Origin of the sequence: Methanobacterium sp. BAmetb5 (assembly GCF_003491305.1) — an archaeon.
GTDB lineage: Archaea > Methanobacteriota > Methanobacteria > Methanobacteriales > Methanobacteriaceae > Methanobacterium.
On the sequence record NZ_CP022706.1, the window covers coordinates 1,252,501 to 1,275,229 of the forward strand.

At 42.2% G+C, this 22,729-nt stretch carries 26 protein-coding genes and 1 pseudogene (1 of these 27 cut by a window edge); 17 read left to right on the top strand and 10 right to left on the bottom strand.

From position 1 onward, the window contains the following. The 13 genes from rnhB to hemA form a co-directional block, all read left to right on the top strand. Positions 1-457: the 3' portion of a ribonuclease HII gene (rnhB, locus tag CIT02_RS06085; RefSeq protein ID WP_292610611.1), read on the top strand. 164 nt of this gene lie to the left of the window's left edge; only the last 457 of its 621 coding nucleotides appear in the window; the start codon falls outside the window, past its left edge; the stop codon is at positions 455-457. 152 nt (positions 458-609) lie between these two features. Then, a complete protein-coding gene (locus tag CIT02_RS06090; RefSeq protein ID WP_292610614.1) occupies positions 610-1,452 on the top strand; it encodes a MotA/TolQ/ExbB proton channel family protein in 843 nt (280 codons plus the stop codon). A gap of 38 nt (positions 1,453-1,490) precedes the next feature. After that, positions 1,491-1,886, top strand: coding sequence for a biopolymer transporter ExbD (locus tag CIT02_RS06095; RefSeq protein WP_292610616.1), 396 nt, complete (start codon positions 1,491-1,493; stop codon positions 1,884-1,886). 153 nt (positions 1,887-2,039) lie between these two features. Beyond that, a complete protein-coding gene (locus tag CIT02_RS06100; protein WP_292610618.1) occupies positions 2,040-2,642 on the top strand; it encodes an IMP cyclohydrolase in 603 nt (200 codons plus the stop codon). 114 nt (positions 2,643-2,756) lie between these two features. Further along, entirely contained in the window at positions 2,757-3,521 is a 765-nt protein-coding gene (locus tag CIT02_RS06105; protein WP_292610620.1) for a coenzyme F420-0:L-glutamate ligase, read from the top strand. 136 nt (positions 3,522-3,657) lie between these two features. After that, on the top strand, positions 3,658-3,804 hold the full coding sequence (locus tag CIT02_RS06110) for a hypothetical protein (RefSeq protein ID WP_171824047.1): 147 nt from the start codon (positions 3,658-3,660) through the stop codon (positions 3,802-3,804). A 166-nt stretch (positions 3,805-3,970) separates the two neighbouring features. Further along, entirely contained in the window at positions 3,971-4,876 is a 906-nt protein-coding gene (gene cofD / locus CIT02_RS06115) for a 2-phospho-L-lactate transferase (protein WP_292610626.1), read from the top strand. Next, complete coding sequence (locus CIT02_RS06120) at positions 4,873-5,628, top strand: GTP cyclohydrolase III (protein ID WP_048073046.1); 756 nt, start codon at positions 4,873-4,875, stop codon at positions 5,626-5,628. The genes cofD and CIT02_RS06120 overlap by 4 nt, the downstream gene beginning before the upstream one ends. A gap of 172 nt (positions 5,629-5,800) precedes the next feature. Continuing rightward, positions 5,801-6,517 carry an MJ0144 family RNA dihydrouridine synthase-like protein gene (locus CIT02_RS06125; RefSeq protein ID WP_292614917.1) on the top strand — a complete coding sequence of 239 codons (717 nt, stop codon included), beginning with the start codon at positions 5,801-5,803 and terminating at the stop codon, positions 6,515-6,517. Positions 6,518-6,642: 125 nt separating this feature from the next. Next, positions 6,643-8,238, top strand: a complete 1,596-nt coding sequence (gene atwA, locus CIT02_RS06130; protein ID WP_292610630.1) for a methyl coenzyme M reductase system, component A2 — start codon at positions 6,643-6,645, stop codon at positions 8,236-8,238. A 1-nt stretch (position 8,239) separates the two neighbouring features. Then, a complete protein-coding gene (locus CIT02_RS06135) occupies positions 8,240-8,716 on the top strand; it encodes a methanogenesis marker 9 domain-containing protein (RefSeq protein WP_292610632.1) in 477 nt (158 codons plus the stop codon). Between the two features lie 14 nt (positions 8,717-8,730). Then, positions 8,731-9,360, top strand: coding sequence for a bifunctional precorrin-2 dehydrogenase/sirohydrochlorin ferrochelatase (locus CIT02_RS06140; protein WP_292610634.1), 630 nt, complete (start codon positions 8,731-8,733; stop codon positions 9,358-9,360). Positions 9,361-9,488: 128 nt separating this feature from the next. Further along, entirely contained in the window at positions 9,489-10,682 is a 1,194-nt protein-coding gene (hemA, locus tag CIT02_RS06145) for a glutamyl-tRNA reductase (protein ID WP_292610636.1), read from the top strand. A gap of 151 nt (positions 10,683-10,833) precedes the next feature. On the opposite strand, the gene CIT02_RS06150 is transcribed toward hemA, so the two are convergent. From CIT02_RS06150 to CIT02_RS06175, 6 genes and pseudogenes are all read right to left on the bottom strand, one after another. Continuing rightward, entirely contained in the window at positions 10,834-11,601 is a 768-nt protein-coding gene (locus CIT02_RS06150) for a DUF4013 domain-containing protein (protein ID WP_394340413.1), read from the bottom strand. Between the two features lie 191 nt (positions 11,602-11,792). Beyond that, on the bottom strand, positions 11,793-12,914 hold the full coding sequence (locus tag CIT02_RS06155; protein ID WP_292610640.1) for an AAA family ATPase: 1,122 nt from the start codon (positions 12,912-12,914) through the stop codon (positions 11,793-11,795). Between the two features lie 211 nt (positions 12,915-13,125). Beyond that, on the bottom strand, positions 13,126-13,458 hold the full coding sequence (locus tag CIT02_RS06160) for a sensor histidine kinase (protein WP_363124162.1): 333 nt from the start codon (positions 13,456-13,458) through the stop codon (positions 13,126-13,128). Between the two features lie 48 nt (positions 13,459-13,506). Beyond that, positions 13,507-14,124: pseudogene (locus CIT02_RS06165) on the bottom strand (histidine kinase dimerization/phosphoacceptor domain -containing protein); the annotation flags it as partial. Positions 14,125-14,138: 14 nt separating this feature from the next. Further along, positions 14,139-14,711 (bottom strand): PAS domain S-box protein, encoded by a 573-nt coding sequence (locus tag CIT02_RS06170; protein WP_292610642.1) that lies wholly within the window; start codon positions 14,709-14,711, stop codon positions 14,139-14,141. A 198-nt stretch (positions 14,712-14,909) separates the two neighbouring features. After that, positions 14,910-15,089, bottom strand: a complete 180-nt coding sequence (locus CIT02_RS06175) for a hypothetical protein (RefSeq protein WP_292610644.1) — start codon at positions 15,087-15,089, stop codon at positions 14,910-14,912. Between the two features lie 309 nt (positions 15,090-15,398). On the opposite strand from CIT02_RS06175, the gene hcp reads away from it, so the two are divergent. The 4 genes from hcp (at position 15,399) to CIT02_RS06195 (ending at position 18,399) form a co-directional block, all read left to right on the top strand. Beyond that, a complete protein-coding gene (hcp, locus tag CIT02_RS06180) occupies positions 15,399-16,712 on the top strand; it encodes a hydroxylamine reductase (protein WP_292610646.1) in 1,314 nt (437 codons plus the stop codon). Positions 16,713-16,864: 152 nt separating this feature from the next. After that, positions 16,865-17,203, top strand: a complete 339-nt coding sequence (locus tag CIT02_RS06185; RefSeq protein ID WP_292610649.1) for a cupin domain-containing protein — start codon at positions 16,865-16,867, stop codon at positions 17,201-17,203. Between the two features lie 42 nt (positions 17,204-17,245). Continuing rightward, positions 17,246-17,443 carry a hypothetical protein gene (locus CIT02_RS06190; RefSeq protein WP_048073036.1) on the top strand — a complete coding sequence of 66 codons (198 nt, stop codon included), beginning with the start codon at positions 17,246-17,248 and terminating at the stop codon, positions 17,441-17,443. 182 nt (positions 17,444-17,625) lie between these two features. Beyond that, positions 17,626-18,399, top strand: coding sequence for a V4R domain-containing protein (locus tag CIT02_RS06195; RefSeq protein WP_292610653.1), 774 nt, complete (start codon positions 17,626-17,628; stop codon positions 18,397-18,399). 99 nt (positions 18,400-18,498) lie between these two features. On the opposite strand, the gene CIT02_RS06200 is transcribed toward CIT02_RS06195, so the two are convergent. The 4 genes from CIT02_RS06200 to gatE form a co-directional block, all read right to left on the bottom strand. Further along, the gene (locus tag CIT02_RS06200; RefSeq protein WP_292610655.1) at positions 18,499-18,714 is read right to left on the bottom strand and encodes a hypothetical protein; all 216 of its coding nucleotides are present in this window, start codon (positions 18,712-18,714) and stop codon (positions 18,499-18,501) included. 269 nt (positions 18,715-18,983) lie between these two features. Further along, positions 18,984-19,847 (bottom strand): TIM barrel protein, encoded by an 864-nt coding sequence (locus CIT02_RS06205; RefSeq protein WP_292610657.1) that lies wholly within the window; start codon positions 19,845-19,847, stop codon positions 18,984-18,986. A 45-nt stretch (positions 19,848-19,892) separates the two neighbouring features. After that, positions 19,893-20,819, bottom strand: a complete 927-nt coding sequence (gene trxB, locus CIT02_RS06210) for a thioredoxin-disulfide reductase (RefSeq protein ID WP_292610659.1) — start codon at positions 20,817-20,819, stop codon at positions 19,893-19,895. Positions 20,820-20,831: 12 nt separating this feature from the next. After that, entirely contained in the window at positions 20,832-22,706 is a 1,875-nt protein-coding gene (gene gatE, locus CIT02_RS06215) for a Glu-tRNA(Gln) amidotransferase subunit GatE (RefSeq protein ID WP_292614921.1), read from the bottom strand. Positions 22,707-22,729: the final 23 nt, after the last annotated feature.

Sequence of the window (22,729 nt, forward strand, 5' to 3'; positions counted from 1 at the left end):
AATAAAAAGAATTGCCCAGTGCCATACCGTGCATATCACTGCCCAGGATATTGATAATCTGCGAGCCCGGAATGTTAACTTGAATGAAATTGAAAAACTGGCCATCAACCGTATCATCTCTGAGTCGACCCCGGACACCTGTTTCATTGACTCCATGGATGTTAAACCAGAAAGACTTACCCATGAATTGGAAACCATACACCCCCCACTGAGGGTTGTGGCGGAGCATAAAGCAGATGACCGTTACCCCATTGTTTCTGCAGCATCCATAGTCGCCAAGGTAGAACGTGACCGGGCCATTCAGATCATCAAAAAGACCTACGAAAATGTAGGATCTGGTTATCCCAGCGACCCCCGTACCATTGAATTTCTAAAAATAATTACCAAAGAGTCCCCTGAGGAACTCCCGGACTTTATACGCCGATCATGGGCCACTGTAGAAAAAATGCAGGGATAAATCCTAAGGGGGAACAGTAGGGTGGAATTGGAAAAACTTCTTAACAATACCATAATTCTTAAGAAACCGATTTCTAAAAAACAATCTTTTTATACAAACAAAACAAAGGCAAATTAATTGAGCCTAGTATAAATTTAATGCGAGGATAACCAATGATATACGAATTTTTTGCCGGCTCCTTCAACACCATACTGGAGATGTTCAAAAGTGGGGGAGTCATCACTTATATCATCACCATAATCGGAATTTATGGTATATTCTATTCTGCCGAGAAAATCTATTACCTGCGCAAAATATCACAGGTAGGACTACCCCAGATCATGAGCGAAGTAAACAAAGCCATGGACCGTGGTGGTTCTCTAGAAGCATTACGTTCTATTGGACGTTATCAGAACCCTATTTCTAAGATCGTTGCCGAAGCTTTGAAGATAGGTTTTCGTAGCAACAGAGAAGTGGAAGATGCTATGGAAAGGGTGTTCATCGTAGAAATGGGACGTATGACCAAAGGAATGGACACAATCAGAACTATAATCGAAATAGCACCTCTTTTAGGGCTGATAGGAACTGTTCTGGGAATGTGGTATACTTTCAAGGCCATGGGAGTAAATGCCAGTGCCACCGGAATGGCCGAAGGTATTTACGTGGCCCTCATCACCACCATAATGGGTCTAGCAGTGGCCATAATAATCCTACCCCTCTACACCCATATTAACAGTAAAATAGAGGATGAACTGGATAAAATAGAAATCGCCAAAAAGATGACCAACTGGCGATCCGCAGAGATGCGTATAAAAGTTGATTCAGATATTGAAAACGTGATTACTGCTTTAAAGGAATCTGATGGTGTAATAGAAGTTAAAGAGTTGCACCAGGATAAGGATGCTAACATCTGGATTTCCATGAACCCCCACATGCTGGAAAAAAGTATTGGTAATGTGATCCGGGAAAAATGCAACACCGACGCCCGGGTTGTGGAAAGTAAACTAAAACAATAAGCAGTGCACTTAATAAAAATATAAGGGGATTTTATAAAATGGCCATTGATACCACAAGTTACCGCAGAAAATTGCGCAGCAAACAGGCCCGGGTAAACCTGGTTCCCCTCATTGATGTTATTTTCACCATTCTCATATTTCTAATGGTTACCAGCAGCTTCCACGTAGCTGCTGATTCCAGTTCTTCGGGTAAACCCCAGGTAAGTCAAAGTAGCGGAAATTCCGAGTACTACCTCTTCCCCGTAACTGGTCTTAAAACCGTCACTGTCAATGGAGTGGATATGTCCAGTTACATCCGTGACAGCTCCATTGCCATCCATACCCAAGTAATAGACGAAGGGGAAATCATAATCAAACCCAAAGATGGGTCCATTGTCATTACCGCACCACCAGGTATGAGTCCAGAAAAGGCAGTCAGTATTCCCCAGACTTGACCTGACTTGGACCGTTACTTACTACTAAATTCAATACATAGTTTACTGCAACTTTGAAAACTTATTACTAGTTTTCCAGTAATAGAATGTATACAATCTCTTCATTGCATAACCACACTTGGAATTGAAATGAATGTTTGAAAGGTGAAATAAATGTATCTAGGAAGAATATTAGCAGTTGGAAGTAATGAAACCGGTAACTTTGTAGCCTACAGGGTGTCCAGCCGTTCTTTTCCCAACCGGATCACCCGAACTTTTCCGGACAGGGTGGCAGTGGTTCCCAAGGAAGGCCATGAGAAAGATGTCTTTGTAAGCCCCTACATAGCCTACAATTGCATACGTCTGGTGGATGATGTGGCTGTGGTTTCCAATGGTTCCCACACTGATGTCATTGCCGAGAAAATCGCATCTGGTATGAGTATCCGGGATTCTCTGGCCCTTTCCCTTATGACCATGGACTACGAGAAGGATGACTTCAACACCCCCCGTATTGCCGGTGCAGTCACCATGGACGGAGAAGCATACATCGGTATTGTTACCCACGAAAAGGTACAGGTGGAAAAGGTTCCTGCAGGTGAAGCAAGTTACATATCCACTTACGAACACATCGAACCCCATGAAGTGGAATTTACTGCAGGTAACGTGGCGGAAGCTGCTCAGTATATAATGGACCAGGGTAAATTCAAAGATTTCACCAATCCCGTCACTTCTGCTGCTGCTTTTGGTAAGGAAAACTGGAAACTGGAATCAATTTAATTAACACCATCCGGAACTCCATTATCTTAAATCAATCAAAGGAACCAGGAAAAATCCGTAACATCCCTAGATTTACAACCACATCTACTATCAAATCCAATTCGGTGCATGGACATGGAGATTAAAATTATAGGACTCGAAGGTATTCCCCTCATTAAAAAGGGAGATGATCTCTCCCAACTCATTTTAAAGGCCATGGAAAAACAGGACATTCAATTTTTTGAAGGGGATATCCTTATTATTGCCGAAACTGCCATTGCCAAATCAGAAGGTAATGTAATAAACCTAAAGGATATCAAGCCCAGTATAAAGGCCTTAAACATGGCTAATACTACAGGCAAAGACGCAGACCTGGTGGAGGCCATACTCCAGGAATCGGTAGAGGTGGTGGAGGTTGGACCGGACTTCATTATCACTGAAACCAAACACGGTTTTGTGTGCGCCAATGCCGGTATTGATGAATCAAATGTGGATCAAGGGCTGGCCAAACCGATACCCACAGATCCAGATTCCAGTGCCCGTAAAATAAGGAAAACCCTGGAGGATGAAACTGGGAAGAATATTGCAGTGATAATCTCCGATACACAGGGGCGAGCCTTCCGTGAAGGTGCCATTGGAACGTCCATCGGGATTTCAGGCATACGACCAGTTTGGGACCGTGCAGGTGAGCTGGACTTATACGGACGAAAACTTAAAACCACCAGTATAGCTGTGGCTGATGAATTATCCTCTGCAGCTTCTCTGGTAATGGGTCAGGCCGATGAGGGAATACCCGTTGTTATCTTACGGGGTGTTAGTTACTTCCAGAAGCTCCGAAGTGAATCTGCCACCATCAAATCTTTAATAAGGCCAAAGAAATACGATGTTTTCAGAAAATGAACAGGAACTTTGGGAAATATTTATCAATAATGATCATACAACTTTCAAAAAAGCTTTAAAAAACATGTGAATCATTTTTCAAAGGGGAATTTTTAAAAAATGATTTAAATCCATGATCAGGTAATGAGTTGATAATATGTCTGTAAATCAGATCGAAACCCAGCTAGAAGCAATAACCATCACCATAGCCCACCTGGAAAAAAGTGAATCCTGTGACCCCAAGGTGCTGGAAGAATTAAAAAAGGAAAGAAGCCGGCTTTTAAAGGAACTCAATGTTCATTAATGTCCATAGGATTTTATTTGAATATAAAGTCAAACTTCAGTTGGTCAAATAATACAGATAGTGCATATAGGTAAGGGGATTTAGATCTTAGGAATTTTAGAGCCGTGCTTTTGGCTATCGTTATCTACAACATCTAATACAACAAATAATCTAGAGTGATAATAAAATGATAAGCGTCCTTTCTGGTGGAACCGGCACCCCCAAACTCCTGCAGGGGATGGTAAAAATGGTGAACCCCGAAGATATCACGGTAATCGTTAATACCCTGGAAAATGACTATTTTTCCGGAGTTTACGTGGCCCCGGATGTGGATACCGTACTCTACACCCTGGCGGGGATCATCAATGAGGACACCTGGTACGGGGTGAAGGATGATAGTTTTATAACCCATGATCGGTTAAAGGAGATCGGGTGTCCGGAAACCCTCCGCATCGGGGATCGTGACCGGGCCATGAAGATCCAAAAAACCCTGTTAATGAAAGAACACCCCCTCTCTGAGGCGGTGGATATTCAGAGAAAGGAACTGGGAATTAAATCACCGGTAATTCCCATGAGTAACCAGCAATCTCAGATCACCATAACTACTGACCAGGGATCAATGGGATTTCACCAGTTCCTGGTGGAAAATCAGGGAAAAGCCAAGGTACTTGATGTGAGTTGCCAAAAGGTGGATCCTGCCCCTGGTTTAATTGAATCCATTGAAGACTCAGATATGGTGGTTATTGGACCATCAAACCCCATAACCTCCATTGGGCCGATAATTTCTGCTAAAGGAGTTAAAAAGGCACTTAAAAAAACTTATGTTGTGGGTGTATCCCCCATAGTGGGTGATAAACCAGTTAGCGGACCGGCAGCCAAGTTCATGCAGGCCAAAGGTCATGAAGTTTCCGTCCGGGGAGTGGCCAGCATGTATCAAGATTTTATGGATAGGATCATTATTGACCAGGTGGATGCCAATCACCAGGAAGAAATAGAAAAACTAATATTAGATGTTATGATAACACAGACCATCATGACCAATATGGAAGATAAGATTAATTTAGCCAGATGTACTTTGGGTGAAAATGTATGATACAAATGACTTTAATTCAAATTGACAACTACGGACCCTGGACAGTTACCCCCACACCACGGGCCGAAGCAGACCTGCAGATCCTGCAGGCAGAGTTATACGCCGACCTTCAAAGGCAATTCGCAGTCAAAGGGGGATTGGTCTTCTTCACCCGCTTTGATAACATGCTGGCGGTCACCAACGGCGTGGATATGGACCACCACCTGCGTATACAGAAGTCCATCAACAACCGTTACCCTATAACCGTGAGTATGGGCGTGGGAACTGCTGAAACTCCCTATGAAGCACAGCGAAGCGCTACCAGTGCACTTCAAAAATATGGAGGAGCACAATCCGAGGAACGGAGCGAAATACTGGCCATTGAAGGCCTGGTAAAACCAGATGACAGCTTTGTGCAGATTGCCCATATTGATATAAACGGAATCACTGATTCGCTTACGGATATTATTCCTGCATACGACACTTCTTTTATAGTTAACCGGGTGCAACATTTCTTAATGAAAAAATTAATTGAGAAAGGTTCTTTACTGTTTTTCATTGGTGGAGATAACTTCATGTCTCCCTGTAATGGTATGAACCCAGAAGGACTACTTACCATTATCGAAGAAATAGAAGAAGAAACTAATATCGCCCTTAAAGCCGGTGTTGGAAAGGGGCCTAACGCAGAAAAAGCAGCTAACCTTGCTGATCTGGCCCTGGAAGAAATCAGAGGCGGTTGTACCTACAATCTAGTTCACGTTATGAAGGAATAAGTTTAAGTTAAAAAAATATTAATTTTCCCAAATCTTTTTAATCTATCGGTTGTTATCTTACCTATCAATTAGAAATTAAGGCTTTGGAACCATATTGGTATTAGATTTTGAGCTAACAACAGATTTGTCTAAAAACCTATTTGGAGTTGAATTTATTAAAGTCCTAGCCCCCATGGCCGGTATCACAGATGGTGCTTTTTGCCGGCATATGACAACCCTTGGATTTGACATGGTAACCCTGGGAGGTTATAATGCAGATTCAGCCACCATTAGTGCAGGCCAAAGTATATTATCTCGTGGAAGGCCAGAGTTTGACCTGAAACCCGGCGAATTAATACCTCATCTGGAAAAACAATCCCGGATGGTTAAGGATCAGGACAGGTGGAACGGTATGCTCTCGGTTAATCTTCGTGCTACTACTCCCGAACCCATTATTGCAGTTTCCCAACTTAAAAATGTGGATGTGGTGGAGATCAATGCCCACTGTCGGCAGCCGGAGATAACCAACCTGGGATGTGGCCAGGCACTTATGGAAAACATTCCCTACCTAGAAAAATTCACCAGAGAAGTGGTACAAAAGTCAAAAAGTAAAGTATCGGTTAAGATACGGGCTAATGTACCTGGTGTGGATATCCTCGAAGTTTCACGGGTCATTGACCGTGCTGGGGCAAATTTTCTCCATGTAGATGCGATGTATCCTGGTTTGGACACTGCTGATTATGATACAGTCCAATCTATTTGTCAGGAAACTAATTTGTTCGTTATTGGTAACAATTCCATTAGGGATATTGAATCTGCCCGGAAAATGTTGGCTTCAGGTGCCGATGGAATATCAATTGCCCGGGCTGCCATTAAGGGAACACTATCCTTTGATCTGTCCCAAATATAGCAGAGGATATTTTTTTAATATAATAAAATTTTTAATAGGAAATCATATAGATAAACAACTAATGATCAAAAAAAGCTTGAGAGGGATTACTCATTCAATTTGATTGTTATAAAAAAGGTGGTTAAATGTCTTTTATACGATTGGAAAACGTCACCAAAACTTTTGATGGTGTGGAAATCCTGAAAAACCTGAACATAACCATAGAAGAAGGTGCAGTTCTGGGTATTCTGGGAAGAAGCGGTTCTGGAAAATCCGTCCTTATCAATATGTTAAGGGGGATGAAGGACTATCGCCCTACCACAGGTCGAATCATTTACAATGTAGCTGTTTGCCCACAGTGTCTAAGAGTAGAACCTCCTTCCATGGTTGGGAACCTTTGCCAGTGCGGAATTGCCTTTGAAGCCCATGAAATCGATTTCTGGAACACTGACCGTAAACATTTCGCTGCAATCAAACGCCGTATCTCCATTATGCTACAAAGGACATTTGCTCTTTACGAAGATGACACGGTGATTGATAACGTTATAAAATCAATCACCGGGCGTGATGAAGAAGAGAGTACCTACATGGCCATAGATCTTCTGGACATGGCTCAGATGACCCATCGGATCACTCATATAGCACGTGATCTCTCTGGTGGGGAAAAACAGAGAGTTGTTCTGGCTAGACAAATTGCTAAAGAACCAATGCTCTTCTTAGCAGACGAACCAACCGGTACACTTGACCCTCAAACTGCGGAATTAATCCACCAAGCCCTGATTGAAGGTGTGAAAGAAAAGGGAACCACCATGGTCATCACCTCTCACTGGCCAGAAGTTATGCGCCAGTTATCGGACCATGTTATCTGGCTGGAGAAGGGAGAAATTGTGGAAGAAGGGAACCCCGAAACTGTAGTGCAGAGCTTCCTGGACCAGGTTCCCCTACCAGAGAAGAAAACTGAATTTAAAACCGGTGGCCCCATCATAAAAATGGAAGGCGTGAAAAAACATTACTATTCCATTGATCGAGGAGTGGTTAAGGCCGTAGATGGCATAGACCTGGTTATTGATGAAGGAGAAATATTCGGAGTGGTTGGACTCTCCGGAGCCGGTAAAACCACCCTTTCCCGTATTCTCTATGGTCTCACCGACCCCAGTGGTGGGCAGATCATGGTTAAATTAGGGGATAACTGGATAGATATGACTGAAAAGGGCATATTCGGCAGGGGCCGGGTTAAACCCTACCTGGGAATATTACACCAGGAATACAGCCTTTATCCCCACAGAAATGTTTTGGGAAATTTAACTGAAGCAATAAGCCTGGAATTACCTGCAGAATTTGCTAAAATGAAAGCACTTTATGTGCTGAACGCTGTGGGATTTGATGAAGAATATGCTGAAAAAATAATCACCAAATATCCGGATGAACTGAGTGGGGGAGAAAGACACCGGGTGGCACTGGCCCAGGTTCTCATTAAAGAACCTAACATCGTCATCCTTGACGAACCAACCGGTACCATGGACCCCATGACCCGGGTGCAGGTTACTGATTCCATCCGGAAGGCCCGAGATGAATTGAAACAAACCTTTGTTATTATAAGCCACGACATGGACTTTGTACTGGATGTCTGTGACCGGGCCGCCCTCATGAGAGGAGGAAAAATCCTTAAAACCGGTTTACCCGCTGATATTGTGGAAGATTTAACCCCTTCAGAGAAGAAAAAAATGTTAAAGGAGGAATAAGATGGCTTGGGAAGATTCACCATCACATGTATGCCGAGGGGGAGATAAAAGAGCTTTGACTTTTTGTTGTCCACCTGTTAAACCTTGTCCTATTGTATTCGCTCTTGAAGAGGCAGGAATGACTCCTCAAGAGTATGTAGAGATTAAAGAGAAATTTGGAGAAAAAACTCGTCTGGGTGAGGGCGAAGGAACCTGTTTTGGATCCCTGGTGTGGTGCTGCAAACCATCCAAACCATGCCCCCTAAGGGATATGGTCCTGCGCAGAATTGATATGAGCAGTGAAGAGTACATGGATTTAAAACACCAGTTATCACAGGAACTGGTAGGTCATGAACCTACCGACAACGAGGAGAGCATTAAAGCACTGGCCGACACATTCAATGTCTCCCTAGAGGAGGCTTCACAGGTTCTCTCGGAATGTGGTAACGACCTGAAAACTGCAATTAAGGTTCTCCGGATGAAAAATTTGGAAATCTGAGCGGAAGTGTGAAGATGGGATGGACTCCCCTCTACCTAAAGATGCCGGATAAAAATGTCCTGGTGGTTGGAGCCGGGGAAGTCGGCCAGCGAAGAGCGCTTCGTTTTCTGGATGCCGGGGCTAATGTAGTGATAAGTGGAGGTAAAGTTCCTTCCCAACTGATAAAATTAGGAGCTAACCCCAAACCTCGTGCTGAACTTCCACAGTGGATAGATTGGGCAGATTTAGTAGTAGTAGCCAGTGGAGATCACCAATTGAACCAAAAAGTGGCCCGGTTAGCTGAAAATAAACTTGTAAATCGTGCTGACTACCCGGAAAAGGGAAATATCATTGTTCCCTCCTCATTTTTTATTAAAGATGTACAGTTTTCCATTTTCACCCAGGGTAAAAGCCCGCTTATGGCCAAAGAACTGCGAAAGCGCATCCAGGCCGTGGTGAGTGAAGAAGATATCCTTCAACTGGAATTACAGCATTTCACCCGTGAGTTATTGAAGGAAAAGGTACCAGATCAAAAGAAGCGTCGTGATTATTTATACCAAATCTTAAATGATAAAAAGGTTAATGAATTTTTAGATAGAGGAAAACTGGAAGAGGCCAAAAATTACATTGTCCATTTTATCCAGGCCCCTCGTGACCTAAATTAATAAATAACTAAAAACAGTGCATAAATCCATTACCTAATTATTAGTTTATACTAAGCCTAGTAAAAACCACCAGGGTAATTTGAAAAAAGGTAATACAAATACATCTTCCAGTATTCAGGAGGGTTAAAGTGATTCTTAACATCCGAATTGACCACAAAACCGCGGATATCAATAAAATTGAAGAGTCCACCAGTACCATGGAGGACATATTCGCGAAAATACAGAAAGAACATCAAGTGCAGGAATTTATCCAGTTGAAAACCTGCAACCGCGCAGAAATCTATTTGGTCATGGATGAATCTCCCCTGGACTATCACTGGAACGGGCTGGTAGTTGAAAAGGATGAAAAAGCCCTTGAACATGTTTTAAAACTTTCATGCGGATTGGAATCCATGATCATTGGCGAAGACCAAATATTAGGCCAGTTAAAGGATGCTTACAAAGTTAGTGTTAAAACTGGTTGCTGTGGTCAGGTACTGAGTACTGTTTTTACCAAAGCCATACACGTAGGACAATCTGTACGTAAAAAAACACGAATAAATCAGGGTTCAGTTTCAATAGGCTCTGCTGCAGTGAATTTGGCAGAATCTGTTCTCGGAAACCTTAAATGTAAGAAAGTGCTGGTTATTGGGGCCGGTAAAATGGGAACACTGGTGGCCAAAGCACTGGTGGAGAAACATCTCCAGGCGATTGTAGTAGCCAACCGCACCTACGACCGGGCAGTCTGCCTGGCCAAGGAGCTGGGGGGGAGTGCCATTCATTTTGACAGTTTATCCCAAGCAATGTCCGATGCCGACGTGGTTATCAGTGCCACCGGAGCACCACACAATATTCTCACCCAGGAGAAGGTGAGTGAGGCTGTACCCCCTGAACATCTCCAGACCATGGTGATGATTGACATTGCCAATCCTCGGGATATTGAAGAGGAAGTTGCCCAGTTAGGGGTTAAACTATATAACATTGATGATTTAAGAGGTATAGCCGATAAAAACAAAAAAATAAGGGAAACCGAAGCAAAGGAAGCCGAAAAAATCATTGCCAATGAATTAGAACTCCTGGAAAAATCACTGCGACACCTGGAAGTGGAACCAGTTATCGCTCAGATAAGGGCTCAGGCCGAGACCATAAGAACGCGGGAAACCCAGAAGGCCTTCCGCAAGCTGGGAGATATGAATGGTAAGGAAAAGGTGGTTGATGACCTTACCAAGGTGGTGGTAGATCGTGTGTTTTTAGACATCATTCATAACCTAAAAGAAGCCGCGGAAAATAATAATAAAGATGTTCTAAACACGGCCAAGTATATTTTCAAGAATAAAAACTGATACACTATCTTATTTTATAATACATCCTCGTAGATTAATACATCCCCCTAGATTTATTTTACAATTCATTTATTTTATCAAGGAACTTAAAATCCAATCCAAGTTCCTCACTACTCTACCTAACAATAATTTTAAAGGGAGTCATTATTATTTACCCCTGTACATCAATTAATCCCAGTAAACGGGTGGTAACTATCAGGAGGAAGGGAGCTATTAAAACTGTAGCTATTAACTCTCCCACAGTAGAACCCAAGTAAGGTATTTCATGGAGTGCATCAAAAAGTATCTGGCGGATAATGTAAAGCACTATCCCCGTAATAATCGTAACCATGAACATGTTCCTCAGACCGACCATTCTTATCTTTTTAAATACCTGGGGCATGTTAAATCCCCAGCGGAGGCTTCCACGATGATGAGCCATGGTCAAAATCGCCCCCTGCATCACGATGTTGAAACAGACTAAGAAACCCAGCATGCCCAGAATCAGCAGGGCCATTCCCCACTGTGAATCAAAATCTAAAAGGTCTCCTAATTCAGAAAGCCCAAGAACCACTAATAAGAAAGGTAAAATAAAATAAACAATGAGAATCAGACTCTCTTTTATTCCATGGACAAAAAGATTTAAGGGATGATGGAAACTAGGCGGGCGGGTTGATCCTTCAACTGTTTCCTCCACTATACGGAACCCATATCCTATTTCAATAAAAGACAATAAGATGACAACTCCCACAATGGATGCCAGTATTAAAATATCCAGTACACTGTTACCAGTGGAAGCCGAATACAGATCCATAACATGGTCCGCTAAAAGCAGTATTAACCCCAGTATCAAAAAATTGCGCCAGTCCGAAAGTGCATAACCTGCGGCATCCTTTAAAATAATTTTTAAGTTTCTATTGGCAACCAAGACTTTCCCCATCCATTAAATTATTGTCCACAACATCCCATAATTTACTATTTCCCTAATAACCGGAGTAATGACTTATACTAGATTTACAGTATGATGATTTTCAGGATAAAACTGTTTCCCCACTTAATGTTAATCTGGGTACTAAAGATAAAAAAAATGGGAAAAAATAGTTAGAAATTAGTTAATTTAAAAAAAGAGAATTAGGCAAACATGCCTTTGGGTTCGTTTTTCTCTTTTTCATGATGTTTCAATGCGTACTGAAAGTTTTCCCAGGTAACATTTTCCTGGTCTTCGGATATAGCCTTATGTAACGCCACTTTAAGCAGTCGGTCCTTTATATCCCTACCAGACATGCCCTTGGATAGGCTGGCCAGTTTTTTCACGTTAACATCAACTGGTAAAGGCATGGATTCAATGTACATTTCCAGTATCCTTTTCCTTTCACCTTCATCCGGAAGAACAAACTCAATTTCCTCTTCAAAACGACTCCTAAGTGCGTAATCAAGTAATTGAGGATTGTTAGTAGCTCCAATGGTTACCACACCCAGGTGGGGGTTGATTCCATCCAGTTCAGTTAAAAGGGCATTGACCACTTCGGAAACATCACCCCGTAAGGACTGGTACTTACGGTCCAGACCAATGGCATCTATTTCATCTATGAAAATCACGGCTGGTGCACAGGCTGATGCTGCTTCAAAAAGATCGTGTATCTGACGTGCCCCATCACCCACATGTTCCCCAATAAGACTGGTAGCCTTAACCAGGAAGAGAGGGACCTGCATTTCATGGGATAATGATTTGGCCAGCATGGTCTTACCCGTACCCGGAGTTCCGTGGAAAAGGACGTTACGGGGTGCCCATCCCTGGAATGTTTCTGGTTCCTGGAGGTACTTGGTAATGATTTTACACTTGGTCTTGGCCCGATCCTGACCAATAACATCACTCATTTTAAAGTTACTTTCCACCTTCTTGACCTCACGAACCTCTTCCACCTCCATGAGAAGTATGGAAGTGTTCTGGGTTATGCGTGAGTCATCGGGATGGGCCTTTATCACCTTAAATGCAAAATCAGGCAGTAATTTCTGGTCGAAAAGGAATGAACCTTCTTTCACTGTATAACCTGCCCACTGCTCCAGGGCATAGAGTTCGAAAAGTTCAGTGTCGAATATCTCAATTTTAGGGTTCTCCACCAGGTTGCACAGGAAGGGATAACCAATGGATTGGAGTACTACCATTTTGGTTTCCTTTCCAGTGTCTTCTGGACCAGTGCAGGTCTTTTTTTCCGATACAATTGGATCAGGAGTTATGTTGTTAAGTTTCAATATGGGTTTACCTCAAATTAGTTTGTAAAATGATATGTACCTACCACTTAATTAACATTTTTTAAATACATTTCCCCTAATTTCTAAATCTTCAGCTATCCTGCTTGAGAAGTAAGAGACCATAATACTTGATAAGTAAGTATATGTAAGATAATCAAAGGCACATGACAAAAAAATCCCATCCACTACATCTTAAACCTGAAAAAGACAATTACAACCTTTCACTATAATCCAATTCATGGAAAGTAATCTTATATTCTGCTCCCTGACTGGAATCCAGGGTTATTTCACCATCCAGCTGGATTACTAAATTTTTAACTAATCGCAGGCCAAGAGAGTATGTTTTGTTCAAATCAAAATCTGGGGGTAAACCTATTCCATCATCAGCGACAGATAAAACGAATTTTCCATTATTGTTTTCAAGTTCAATGCTTATTGAACCTTCATTCTCTGGAAAGGCAAATTTAAGGCTGTTGGTCACCAGTTCATTAATTATGAGACCTAAGGGTATGGCCGTCTCCATGTTCAGTTCAATTCCCACCATATTTAAAATAAACTTTATATCATCAGTTTTACGGTTGTAAGTACTGAAAATATCCGAAACAAGCTTCTCGGTGTATTCTTTAAATTTGATGTGACTAAGATCACCAGCCAAGTACAGATTTTCGTGTACCATGGCCATGGATTTAACCCGTCTTTGACTGTCCCGAAGAACTTCCTTAGTTTCATCTTCACGGACGTAGAGGGTCTGGAGGTTGAGCAAACTGGAAATGATCTGCATATTGTTATTCACCCGATGGTGAATTTCCCTTAACAATGCTTCCCTTTCATTTAAAGAGGATATTATCCTTTTTTGTGCTTTTTTTAGCTGGGTGATATCTGCACCTATTCCCAATATACGGTCAACCTTCCCCTTCTCCAGAAAAGGTATGGCGTGGATTATAATATAATGGATATCGCCATTACCATCTATAAATTTGGATTCAAATGGTTTAATCTCTTTTCCCCCTAATATGCTGAATAACTCCTCTAAAATAGAGGACACATTTTCGGGAGGTATGGATTCTAATTCTGTGAATTTTTTACCCACTATTTCCTCCTTTGACAAACCCATCATCTTAACTGTGGCTTCATTAACTTCCATAATTACGCCATTCTTATCGAAAAGTATGCTATAATCAGGGTTTTTTTCAAAAAGCTTTCGGTATTTTTCTTCACTTTCATTTAATTCCCGGGTAGTTCCTCCACCTTTTTCTCCAACTGAGCATAGGACACTTCCAGTGCCTTTCTGGCTTTTTTAAGTTCAGTGATGTCACTGTGCATGTAAAGATTGGCCATGTACTGGCCCTGATCATCATATAAGGGAGAGGCCTGGGCCAATGTCCATAATTTAGAACCATCCTTTCTGTGGAATTCCGGGTAAAAAGCAATTTTTTCGCCTTCCACTACTTTTTTTCTGGTTTCAACCAGTAGATCTCGTTTATCTTCCGGTGTAAATTCAAAAATATTATGATTTTCCAGTTCCTCTCTTTCATACCCCAACAGTTCACACATTCTCTGATTAACATAAAGGATGGTTCCCTGGGTATCTCCAACTACTATGCCCTCGTGTGTGGTTTCTACTATGTTACGGTATTTTTCTTCACTGATCACTAGTTTAATCTGTGTTTTCTCTATTTTTTCACTAATGAACACTGTTATCACACTGACTGAAACCAGAATAATGGCCCTTAAAATTTCCTGAACAAAGGAATCCACGGGAGTAATCAACTCAGTAATGAGTAAGAGTGATGCCAAAAACAATGCCACCCATATTCCCTTTTTTTTCCACCAAAAAGCCGCAAGTATAATGGGAATATAGTAAAACTGAGAAAATACTATTCCTTTTCCTAGAACAAAGTGAAAATAATAGGTTAACAGACATGAAATGATTATTAGAACTGATATAATGAAAATTCGAAATGAAGAGCTTGATTCATCCAGATTTTCCCGCAATTAAATGACCTCCCTACCCATGTAATCATTTAATTTTCCATTTCTTCCAGGTAAGGCAGTTTGGGACAAAATTTTCTGATTATGGATGAATTTTTTTAGGGATTCTTCTTTAAAGTTTAAAATCTTTCTTAATTCAATAAATTCCTCCCTAAGTTCCTTATTAGACCTGTTTTCATCCAATACTTAATCCCCCTCGGATAAATTCAGTTTTAAACCGTGCTGGATAACAGCTGCCATTTATATATTTGTTACATACAGTTTATTTATTTTTTTCAGGATGTACTTCCGGATTATTTTCAACTGTTTCTGTCTCTTGAAGAAATCAAGACAAAAATTATATATAGTTTTTGTTCTATACATATAGAACATTCGATGTAGATAGAACAATTCAGTGTGTATAAAAAGGCCCAATAAGGCCTTTAAATAGAAAATTTGTGAAATTTTGTGGTTAATTGAAAAAAATAAGAGTAAAATAAGGAGGAAAATAAAATGGAAAAAGGAGAAGCATTAGATATGTTCTGTTACCAGTGTTCGCAAACTGCCCGTGAAACTGGTTGTACCGTTGTTGGAGTATGTGGAAAACAGCCCACCGTAGCCCGTCTGCAGGACAACCTGTTATTCGCCATAAAGGGAATAACCGCCTACTTGTACCATGCCCGTGAACTGGGTTATACTGATGACGAGGTGGATGCCTTCCTGGAAAAGGGATTCTTTTCCACCCTGACCAATGTCAACTTCGACCCCCAGGAATTTGTAAAATTAGCTCTGGAAGCTGGTCAGATGAACATCAAAACCATGCAACTACTTAAAAAGGCCCACATTGATAATTACGGGGAACCAGTGCCCACCGAAGTACCAGTGGGATCAGTTAAAGGCCCCGGTATCTTAGTCACCGGCCACAGCCTCCAAAACCTGGAAGAACTTTTAAAACAGACCGAAGGGAAGGGAATAAACGTTTACACCCACTCGGAAATGCTACCGGCCCACGGGTACCCTGGACTTAAAAAATACAAACACTTGGTGGGACAGCTGGGAGGGCCCTGGTTCGACCAGAGGGCAACCTTCTCCAAATACCCGGTGGCTATCTTGGGAACCTCAAACTGCGTGTTGCTCCCTAAAGATGAATACAAAGAAAGAATGTTCACCAGTGGGGTAGCCCAATTACCTGGAGTGAAACACATTGAAGACAACGACTTCACCCCGGTTATTGAAAAAGCACTGGAACTACCAGAACTAGAAGATGAACCAAAAGACACAGTACTTACAACTGGATTCGGAGCATCCACCGTCCTGTCCCTGGCACCAAAGATCAAAGAACTGGTAGAGACCGGCAAAATTAAAAGATTCATCCTGGTTGGCGGATGTGACTCCCCCAAACCCCAAGCCAAATACTACCGTGAATTCGTGGAGAAACTCCCCCAGGATGTTGTAGTGCTAACCTTAGCCTGTGGTAAATACCGGTTCAATGACCTGAACCTGGGAGACATTGAAGGGGTGCCTCGCCTGATAGATCTGGGACAGTGTAACGATGCCATAGTTGCCGTGGACATTGCCCTGGCTTTAACCGAACTATTTGGTGTGGAACTGAATGAACTACCATTAACCATAGTGTTAAGCTGGATGGAACAAAAAGCCGCCGCTATCCTCTGGAGCCTATTGGCCCTAGACATGAAAGGAATGTACATAGGGCCAATATTACCCGGGTGGGCTAACGAGGAAATAATCAACGTCCTTGTTGAGAACTACGATCTTAAACCAATTGGAGATCCAGAAGAAGATATCAAAGCTATAATGGGAGAATAAAACCTCCCATTTTTCTATTTTCAAGGTAGAACCTTAATAAATCACTAACATTGGTAACCGTAGATATCTGAAGTTAATAAAATCCTTTAAGTTAAATAAATACAATCAATGGTAAACACTGAAGATTAAATGAAGATTTAAGAGGGTTTAGAATGAATATAGTTCAAATGGAAAATACCCCGGTAGCTGACACTCCCCATAAAGTTGATGTCCGCAAGTTGTATGACACAGAAAACGCCATGACTGTGCATATAACCCTCCAACCTGGAGAATCACTTAAAAAACACATCACACCCGTTGATGTTTTCTTCTATGTTCTGGAAGGTACCGGCATAGTGGAAATAGGGGATGAAAAAAAGGAAGTGGGAAAGGATACTTTAATTGACAGCCCCGCCCGTATTCCCCACTGCTGGTACAATGAGAGCGATGATGTGCTGCGTTTTCTGGTGGTAAAAGTTCCCCGACCCACTACAGAAACCAAGTTACTGTAAACACCCAAAACAGACCTACTAAAAATTAAAGGAGGACTCAAGATGCCTAAAAAAGAAATTGATGAAGACAAAGCTTTCGAACAGGCACTAAAGGGCAAAATGGGCTGGAAATGTTCCTGCTCACTGGACATTGTCGATAAAAAATCATCTCTACACGATGTTACCTGTAAAAAGTGTGGCCGGACCTTCAAGACCGACCGTGACACTGATATGTGTATCCGCTGTGAGAGAGGACAGTAAAATAAAATCATAGTGGAGGTATTGCTTGAAATTTGAGATCCTAATATCTTAAAAATTTGAAAAACAATCCATTGAAAAACAATTTAATAGAAAAAATATAGGGGAAAATAATTTCAAAAAGAATACTCCCACTACAGATAAATTCCTACAGAATAATTCTAAAAAACAATTCAGGATGAACAATGGTTAAAAATAATGTAACTCACCGTGCTAACCCGGAAAATGAAAACCTGTCCATCGAACTTTTTGCCACCACCCAGGGGGTGAAGGCCATTAAAAGCCCGGTGAGGGTGAAAATTCTATCCATGCTACGTGAAGGTGATCTCAGCTTTGATGAACTGGTTAAATTCTCTGGCCGGGCTAAATCAACCGTGTCCAGCCACCTCAAATCTCTGTCCCGGGAAGGAATAATTGACTCGCGGGTAGATCCCTTTGATGCTAGAAAGAAGATTTTCTTCCTGCAATCAGAATACATTGGCAAAATACAGCACCAGCAGCTCCAGGAAGATATTTCCGCCTATATCCAGAGGTACATTTACAGTGAAAATGATCCCTTTGAGTTCTTCCGACTGATATTTCACACTATCCGAATTTCCATGCTCACCCAGGGAGTGGACATAGACCCCATACTCCACGAAGCCGGTTTAAAGGTGGGAACTGCATTGTATGAGAAAGTTAAAGACCCAGAACTGGATAATTTCCTGGGAAATATTGCCCGGTTCTGGCAGACCCATAGCCTAGGTACAGTGGAAGTTAAAAGCCTGGACCCCCTCACCATCAAGGTACAGGATTGTTTTGAATGCAGTGGCCTGCCCTACCTTGGCAGACCAGCCTGCGCATTTGATAGTGGTATTCTTGAATCATTATTCAGTTTGTATAAAAATGAATCAACCAGGGTTAAAGAAACAAAATGTTACGCCCTGGGAGATAACTATTGTCGTTTCGAAATTCAATAACCAGGGGGATTAAAAAATTAATTATAGTTTGGAAGATTGGTGGAGAAACCCCTAATTTGTTGATCTAGAGGCTTATCTCAATATAAAAAAACTAACAACTTACTCTAAAGAACCCCTGAACCTTGTTTTAGCCGCCAGCCATCTGATCTGGCGATCTTTAAGCCTTAAATACTCCACGTCATCCTTGACAAATTCATTGATAATTCCCTGCAGTACACTTTCTTCAATGAAATCATGGATAATCTTCAGTAGCTCCTCTTCCTTGATGTAACTACTGTCACTGAAGTTTTTAACCAGGATCTCTTCTTCCATCATACCACCAGGAGATAATTCTGGTATTATTATCTATTAACCCATATATATTTTATCAATTTTAGATACAACCCTGTCAAACTATAGTTTAAATAGTTCAAGGCAAATTTCCCATTAATTCTACTTTCAAACTGTCCAATAACATTAAAACATTCTAAAATTCACTTAATTCAAGTTAACTAAACAAAAGCCATTGTTAGGGAAGAAATATGAATATTTAGAGAGATTATGGGAATTCAAAAATTAAATAAGTAGTTAAATTTCCTTATTTTTTAAACACCCTTCTTTTTCAGGATTTTCTCATGGACGGCCTTCATCAAAAGTGCGTCTTTTTCCAAAAAGGGAGTTTCACATATGATGGTGGCGTTCCATCCTCCATCCACCAGAACTTCCAGTAATGGCTCTAATGGAGGACCGTATTCCATTTCCTGGAGAACATGGTGTTTTCTTTCACCAGCATCGGTGTATTCAATCCGGGTGAAGTGACAGTGGAGTGTTTCCGGGTTTTTTACCATTTCACCCAGTTCATCCTCTAATTTACTCAATATCTGATGATATTCATCAGCTCCCTTCACACAACCCCTTCCCCGGGCATGTACATGGGCAAAGTCTATGGTGGGAGCAAAGTGGGGGAAGGACCGGCAAATTTCAATGATTTCATCCAGACTACCCAGTTGAGACCTTTTTCCAGTGGTTTCCGGTGCGAAGGTGAATTTTTTTATTCCCAGGGAATCCAGTTTCTCCAAAAGATCATTAATGGCTCCCTTGCATCGCTGCAATGCCTCCTGGGACGTGTATTTTGTGTAAAATCCAGGATGGAAAACAATACGATAGGCATCCATCCACTCTGCTGCCCGGGCTGACTGAATCAACCGTTCAATGGATCTTTCCAGAACATCTTCCTTTTGTGCCGATAGGTTGATGTAGTAGGGGCCGTGCATGGAAATCTTCACACGGTTATTTCGGGCATTTTCACCCAGTTTAAGACCGGATTGTTTCTGAATCTTCACCCCGTAGGTGGCCTGATATTCATAGGCATCTAAGCCCAGGCCACGGATGTAATCACAGACATCTACGGTTTGACCGTTAAATCCCAGGGGATTACCTGCCGGGCCGAAATTTATCCTGTTTTTCATGGTATCCTTTAGAATAGTAAAATTTTTAAAAAAAATTATGGGCTTTTATTTTATTTCAGACTCCTCCATGACCTCTACAAAGGCAATTAATGCTGCCACAGCTCCTTCAGAACAGGCCACCACCCATTGTTTGATTCCTCCGGTTATATCCCCTGCAGCGTATATTCCGGGAAGGTTAGTTCGCTGGTGCTTGTCAGTTACAATGTAACCTTCTTTGTCAAGTTCCACACCGGCACTCTGGGCTACTTTATTGAGGGGCTCTTCTCCCACGGCAATGAATACTCCATCGGTTGGTAAATCCTTCTTTTCCTGGGTTTTACGGTTTAGGAGGGATACACTATTGACTACCACTTCACCATTTATCCCTTCCACCACCGAATCCCATACCACCGGGATTTCATGTTCTTTTAATTTGTTCTGAAGGTATTTTTCAGCCCGCAGCTCGTCTCTTCGGTGTATGATGGTTACATCGCAATCTAAGTCCTTTAAATAAATTGCTTCCTGAACTGCAGCATTTCCTCCACCCACCACCACTACACTTTTTTCTTTGAACAGGGGTCCATCACAGGTGGCACAATAAGAGACTCCTCGGCCCAGGAATTCATACTCGCCCGGCACATTCAGCCGTCTGTGATGACTTCCTGTGGATATTATTACTGACTTGGTCCGGTATTCTCCCTGAGAGGTGGTGAGGGAAATATCGCCCGGACTATTTTCCCTAATTTCCTTAACTTCTTCCATGTTCTTTATGGGGATGTGTTTTTCCACCTGTTTTCTCATCTTTTCCAGGAGTTCTTTCCCTGATGTCACCTCAAAACCAGGATAATTCTCCATCAAGGGCACCATATAACCAGAACCTGCTCCAGTCATCCTTTCCAGAATTACTGCATTCATTCCCTGCCTTCCAGCGTATATTCCTGCAGTTAAGCCCGCCGGTCCTCCACCAATGATAACCAGATCGTATTCTTCCATTTGAAAACACCCCTACAGATATTTCTGTATCTCTTCCTTCAATAATTTGTTCACTAATTTACCATCGGCTTTTCCCTTGAGCTGTTTCATGGCCATCCCCATCAGGGAGCCCATAGCACCCATTTTCCGTTCCTCAATCAGGTTTTCATGGGAAGATACTAATTCCACGATTATGTCCCTGACATTTTCTTCAGAAAGCATTAAAAGGTTTAAATTACTGGCAGATTCTTCGGGAGTCCAGTCTTCCTTTAAAACTCCAACCAGTACCTCGGAAACCGCATCCTTGGATATTTTGTCCTGTTTCAGTAACTGGAATGTTCCCTTCAAATGGCTGCCCGGGAGGTTATCCACATCCAAACCTTCTCTTCTGAGTTCTTTAAGGGTGTAAGCCAGTAATGAAGCTACCGTTGTGGGTTCAACCCCACATTCAGCCACTATTTCCTCGAACTGTTCCACCCGATCCTGGCGCACGAGCTGGTGTGCTAAATCTTCGCTCAAGTTGTGTTCGGCTATTATGCGGGTTTCCTTTTCTTTGGGAAGTTCGGGTAAATTGTTCTTAACATGTTCCAGAAGCTCGGAGGACACCAATTGAGTGGGGATATCTGTTTCCACGTACATCCTGCTGGCCGTAGGCAGTGGCCTTAAATACTCGGTGTTAGCATCATCCAGGGCCTTCCGGGTCTCCTCGGGAACACCATCAACAGCCATGCGAGCCCTTCTTTGAACCTCTTCCAGGGCATTTTGCGCCTTCTCTGCTTCATCAGCCACCAGTATAAAGGCATCGTCGGGACCAATCTGTAAAGAGGTGTTTATGTTTTCCACTTCCTGGGAGGTTATTCCATAGGCCGGAAGTTCATCCGTGTGGAATATACCTGCCACCCCCATTTTTTTGGCATAACCAGCCAGTTCTGTTCCGAATCTTCTACCGGGCTGTAATTCTTTGCCAATCAATCCTTTATAACCATTTAATTTAATGGCTAAAACTTTTCCACCCTTTTTAATGGCCTTAGCAATGATTTTTGATTCTGTATCATTTAATAGCTTATTTAGGTCATGTATTTCTTCTTCAACTGTAGCTTCCCTTTTCACCAGTTCATCCCTGATTTCCAGGAGACGGAGCTGTCGCATGACTTCATTTTCCACCAGTTGTTCCATGGAATCCAGGTCCTGAACTCCTTTCACTTCAACCCGGGCACCTTCCCGGATGGATATGTTGAGATCCTGACGTATTGTTCCCAGACCCCTTTTCACCCGGGTACTGCGCAGTACCTGGCCGATCTGGTAGGCCACCTCCCTTACCTGTTGGGGGTGGTTCATGGATGGATCGGTGGTTATCTCTAAAAGAGGTATTCCCAACCGGTCCAGACGAAATTCCACTTTCCCCTTCCTTTGGCCCATTCTCCGGGCAGCATCTTCTTCCAGACAAAGGTTTTCAATTACCACCCGACCATAGGGAGTGTCCATATGTCCCTGAATTGCCAGTAACCCTGTTCTTTGGAATCCTCCTGTGTTACTGCCGTCAATTACCTGTTTTCGCATGGTGTGGAATTCATCCACCACCTGCATGTTGAGGAGGGTTGCAATTATAAGTCCTATCTCCAGCGCTTCCTGGTTCAGTGGATGCGGTGGTTCATCATCAGTCTCCACCAGACAGGTATGGTAAGGATAAGCATCATAGAGGAAGGTAAGCTCACGGCGTGACTCTTCAAAGGCTGCCCGATCGATTTTACCCAGTTCACTCTGGGTGGGCCGTAAATATCTTAAAACCCTGTATTCTGGTTTTTTATCGGTGAGTTCACATTCACAGGGGCAGAACAGTTTTTGAGCTGTGTTAAGTTGCTGGTGTATTTCCAAACCCATCATAAGGCCCAGTTCTTCGTAATCAATATTTTTATCCATTTAAATCACCA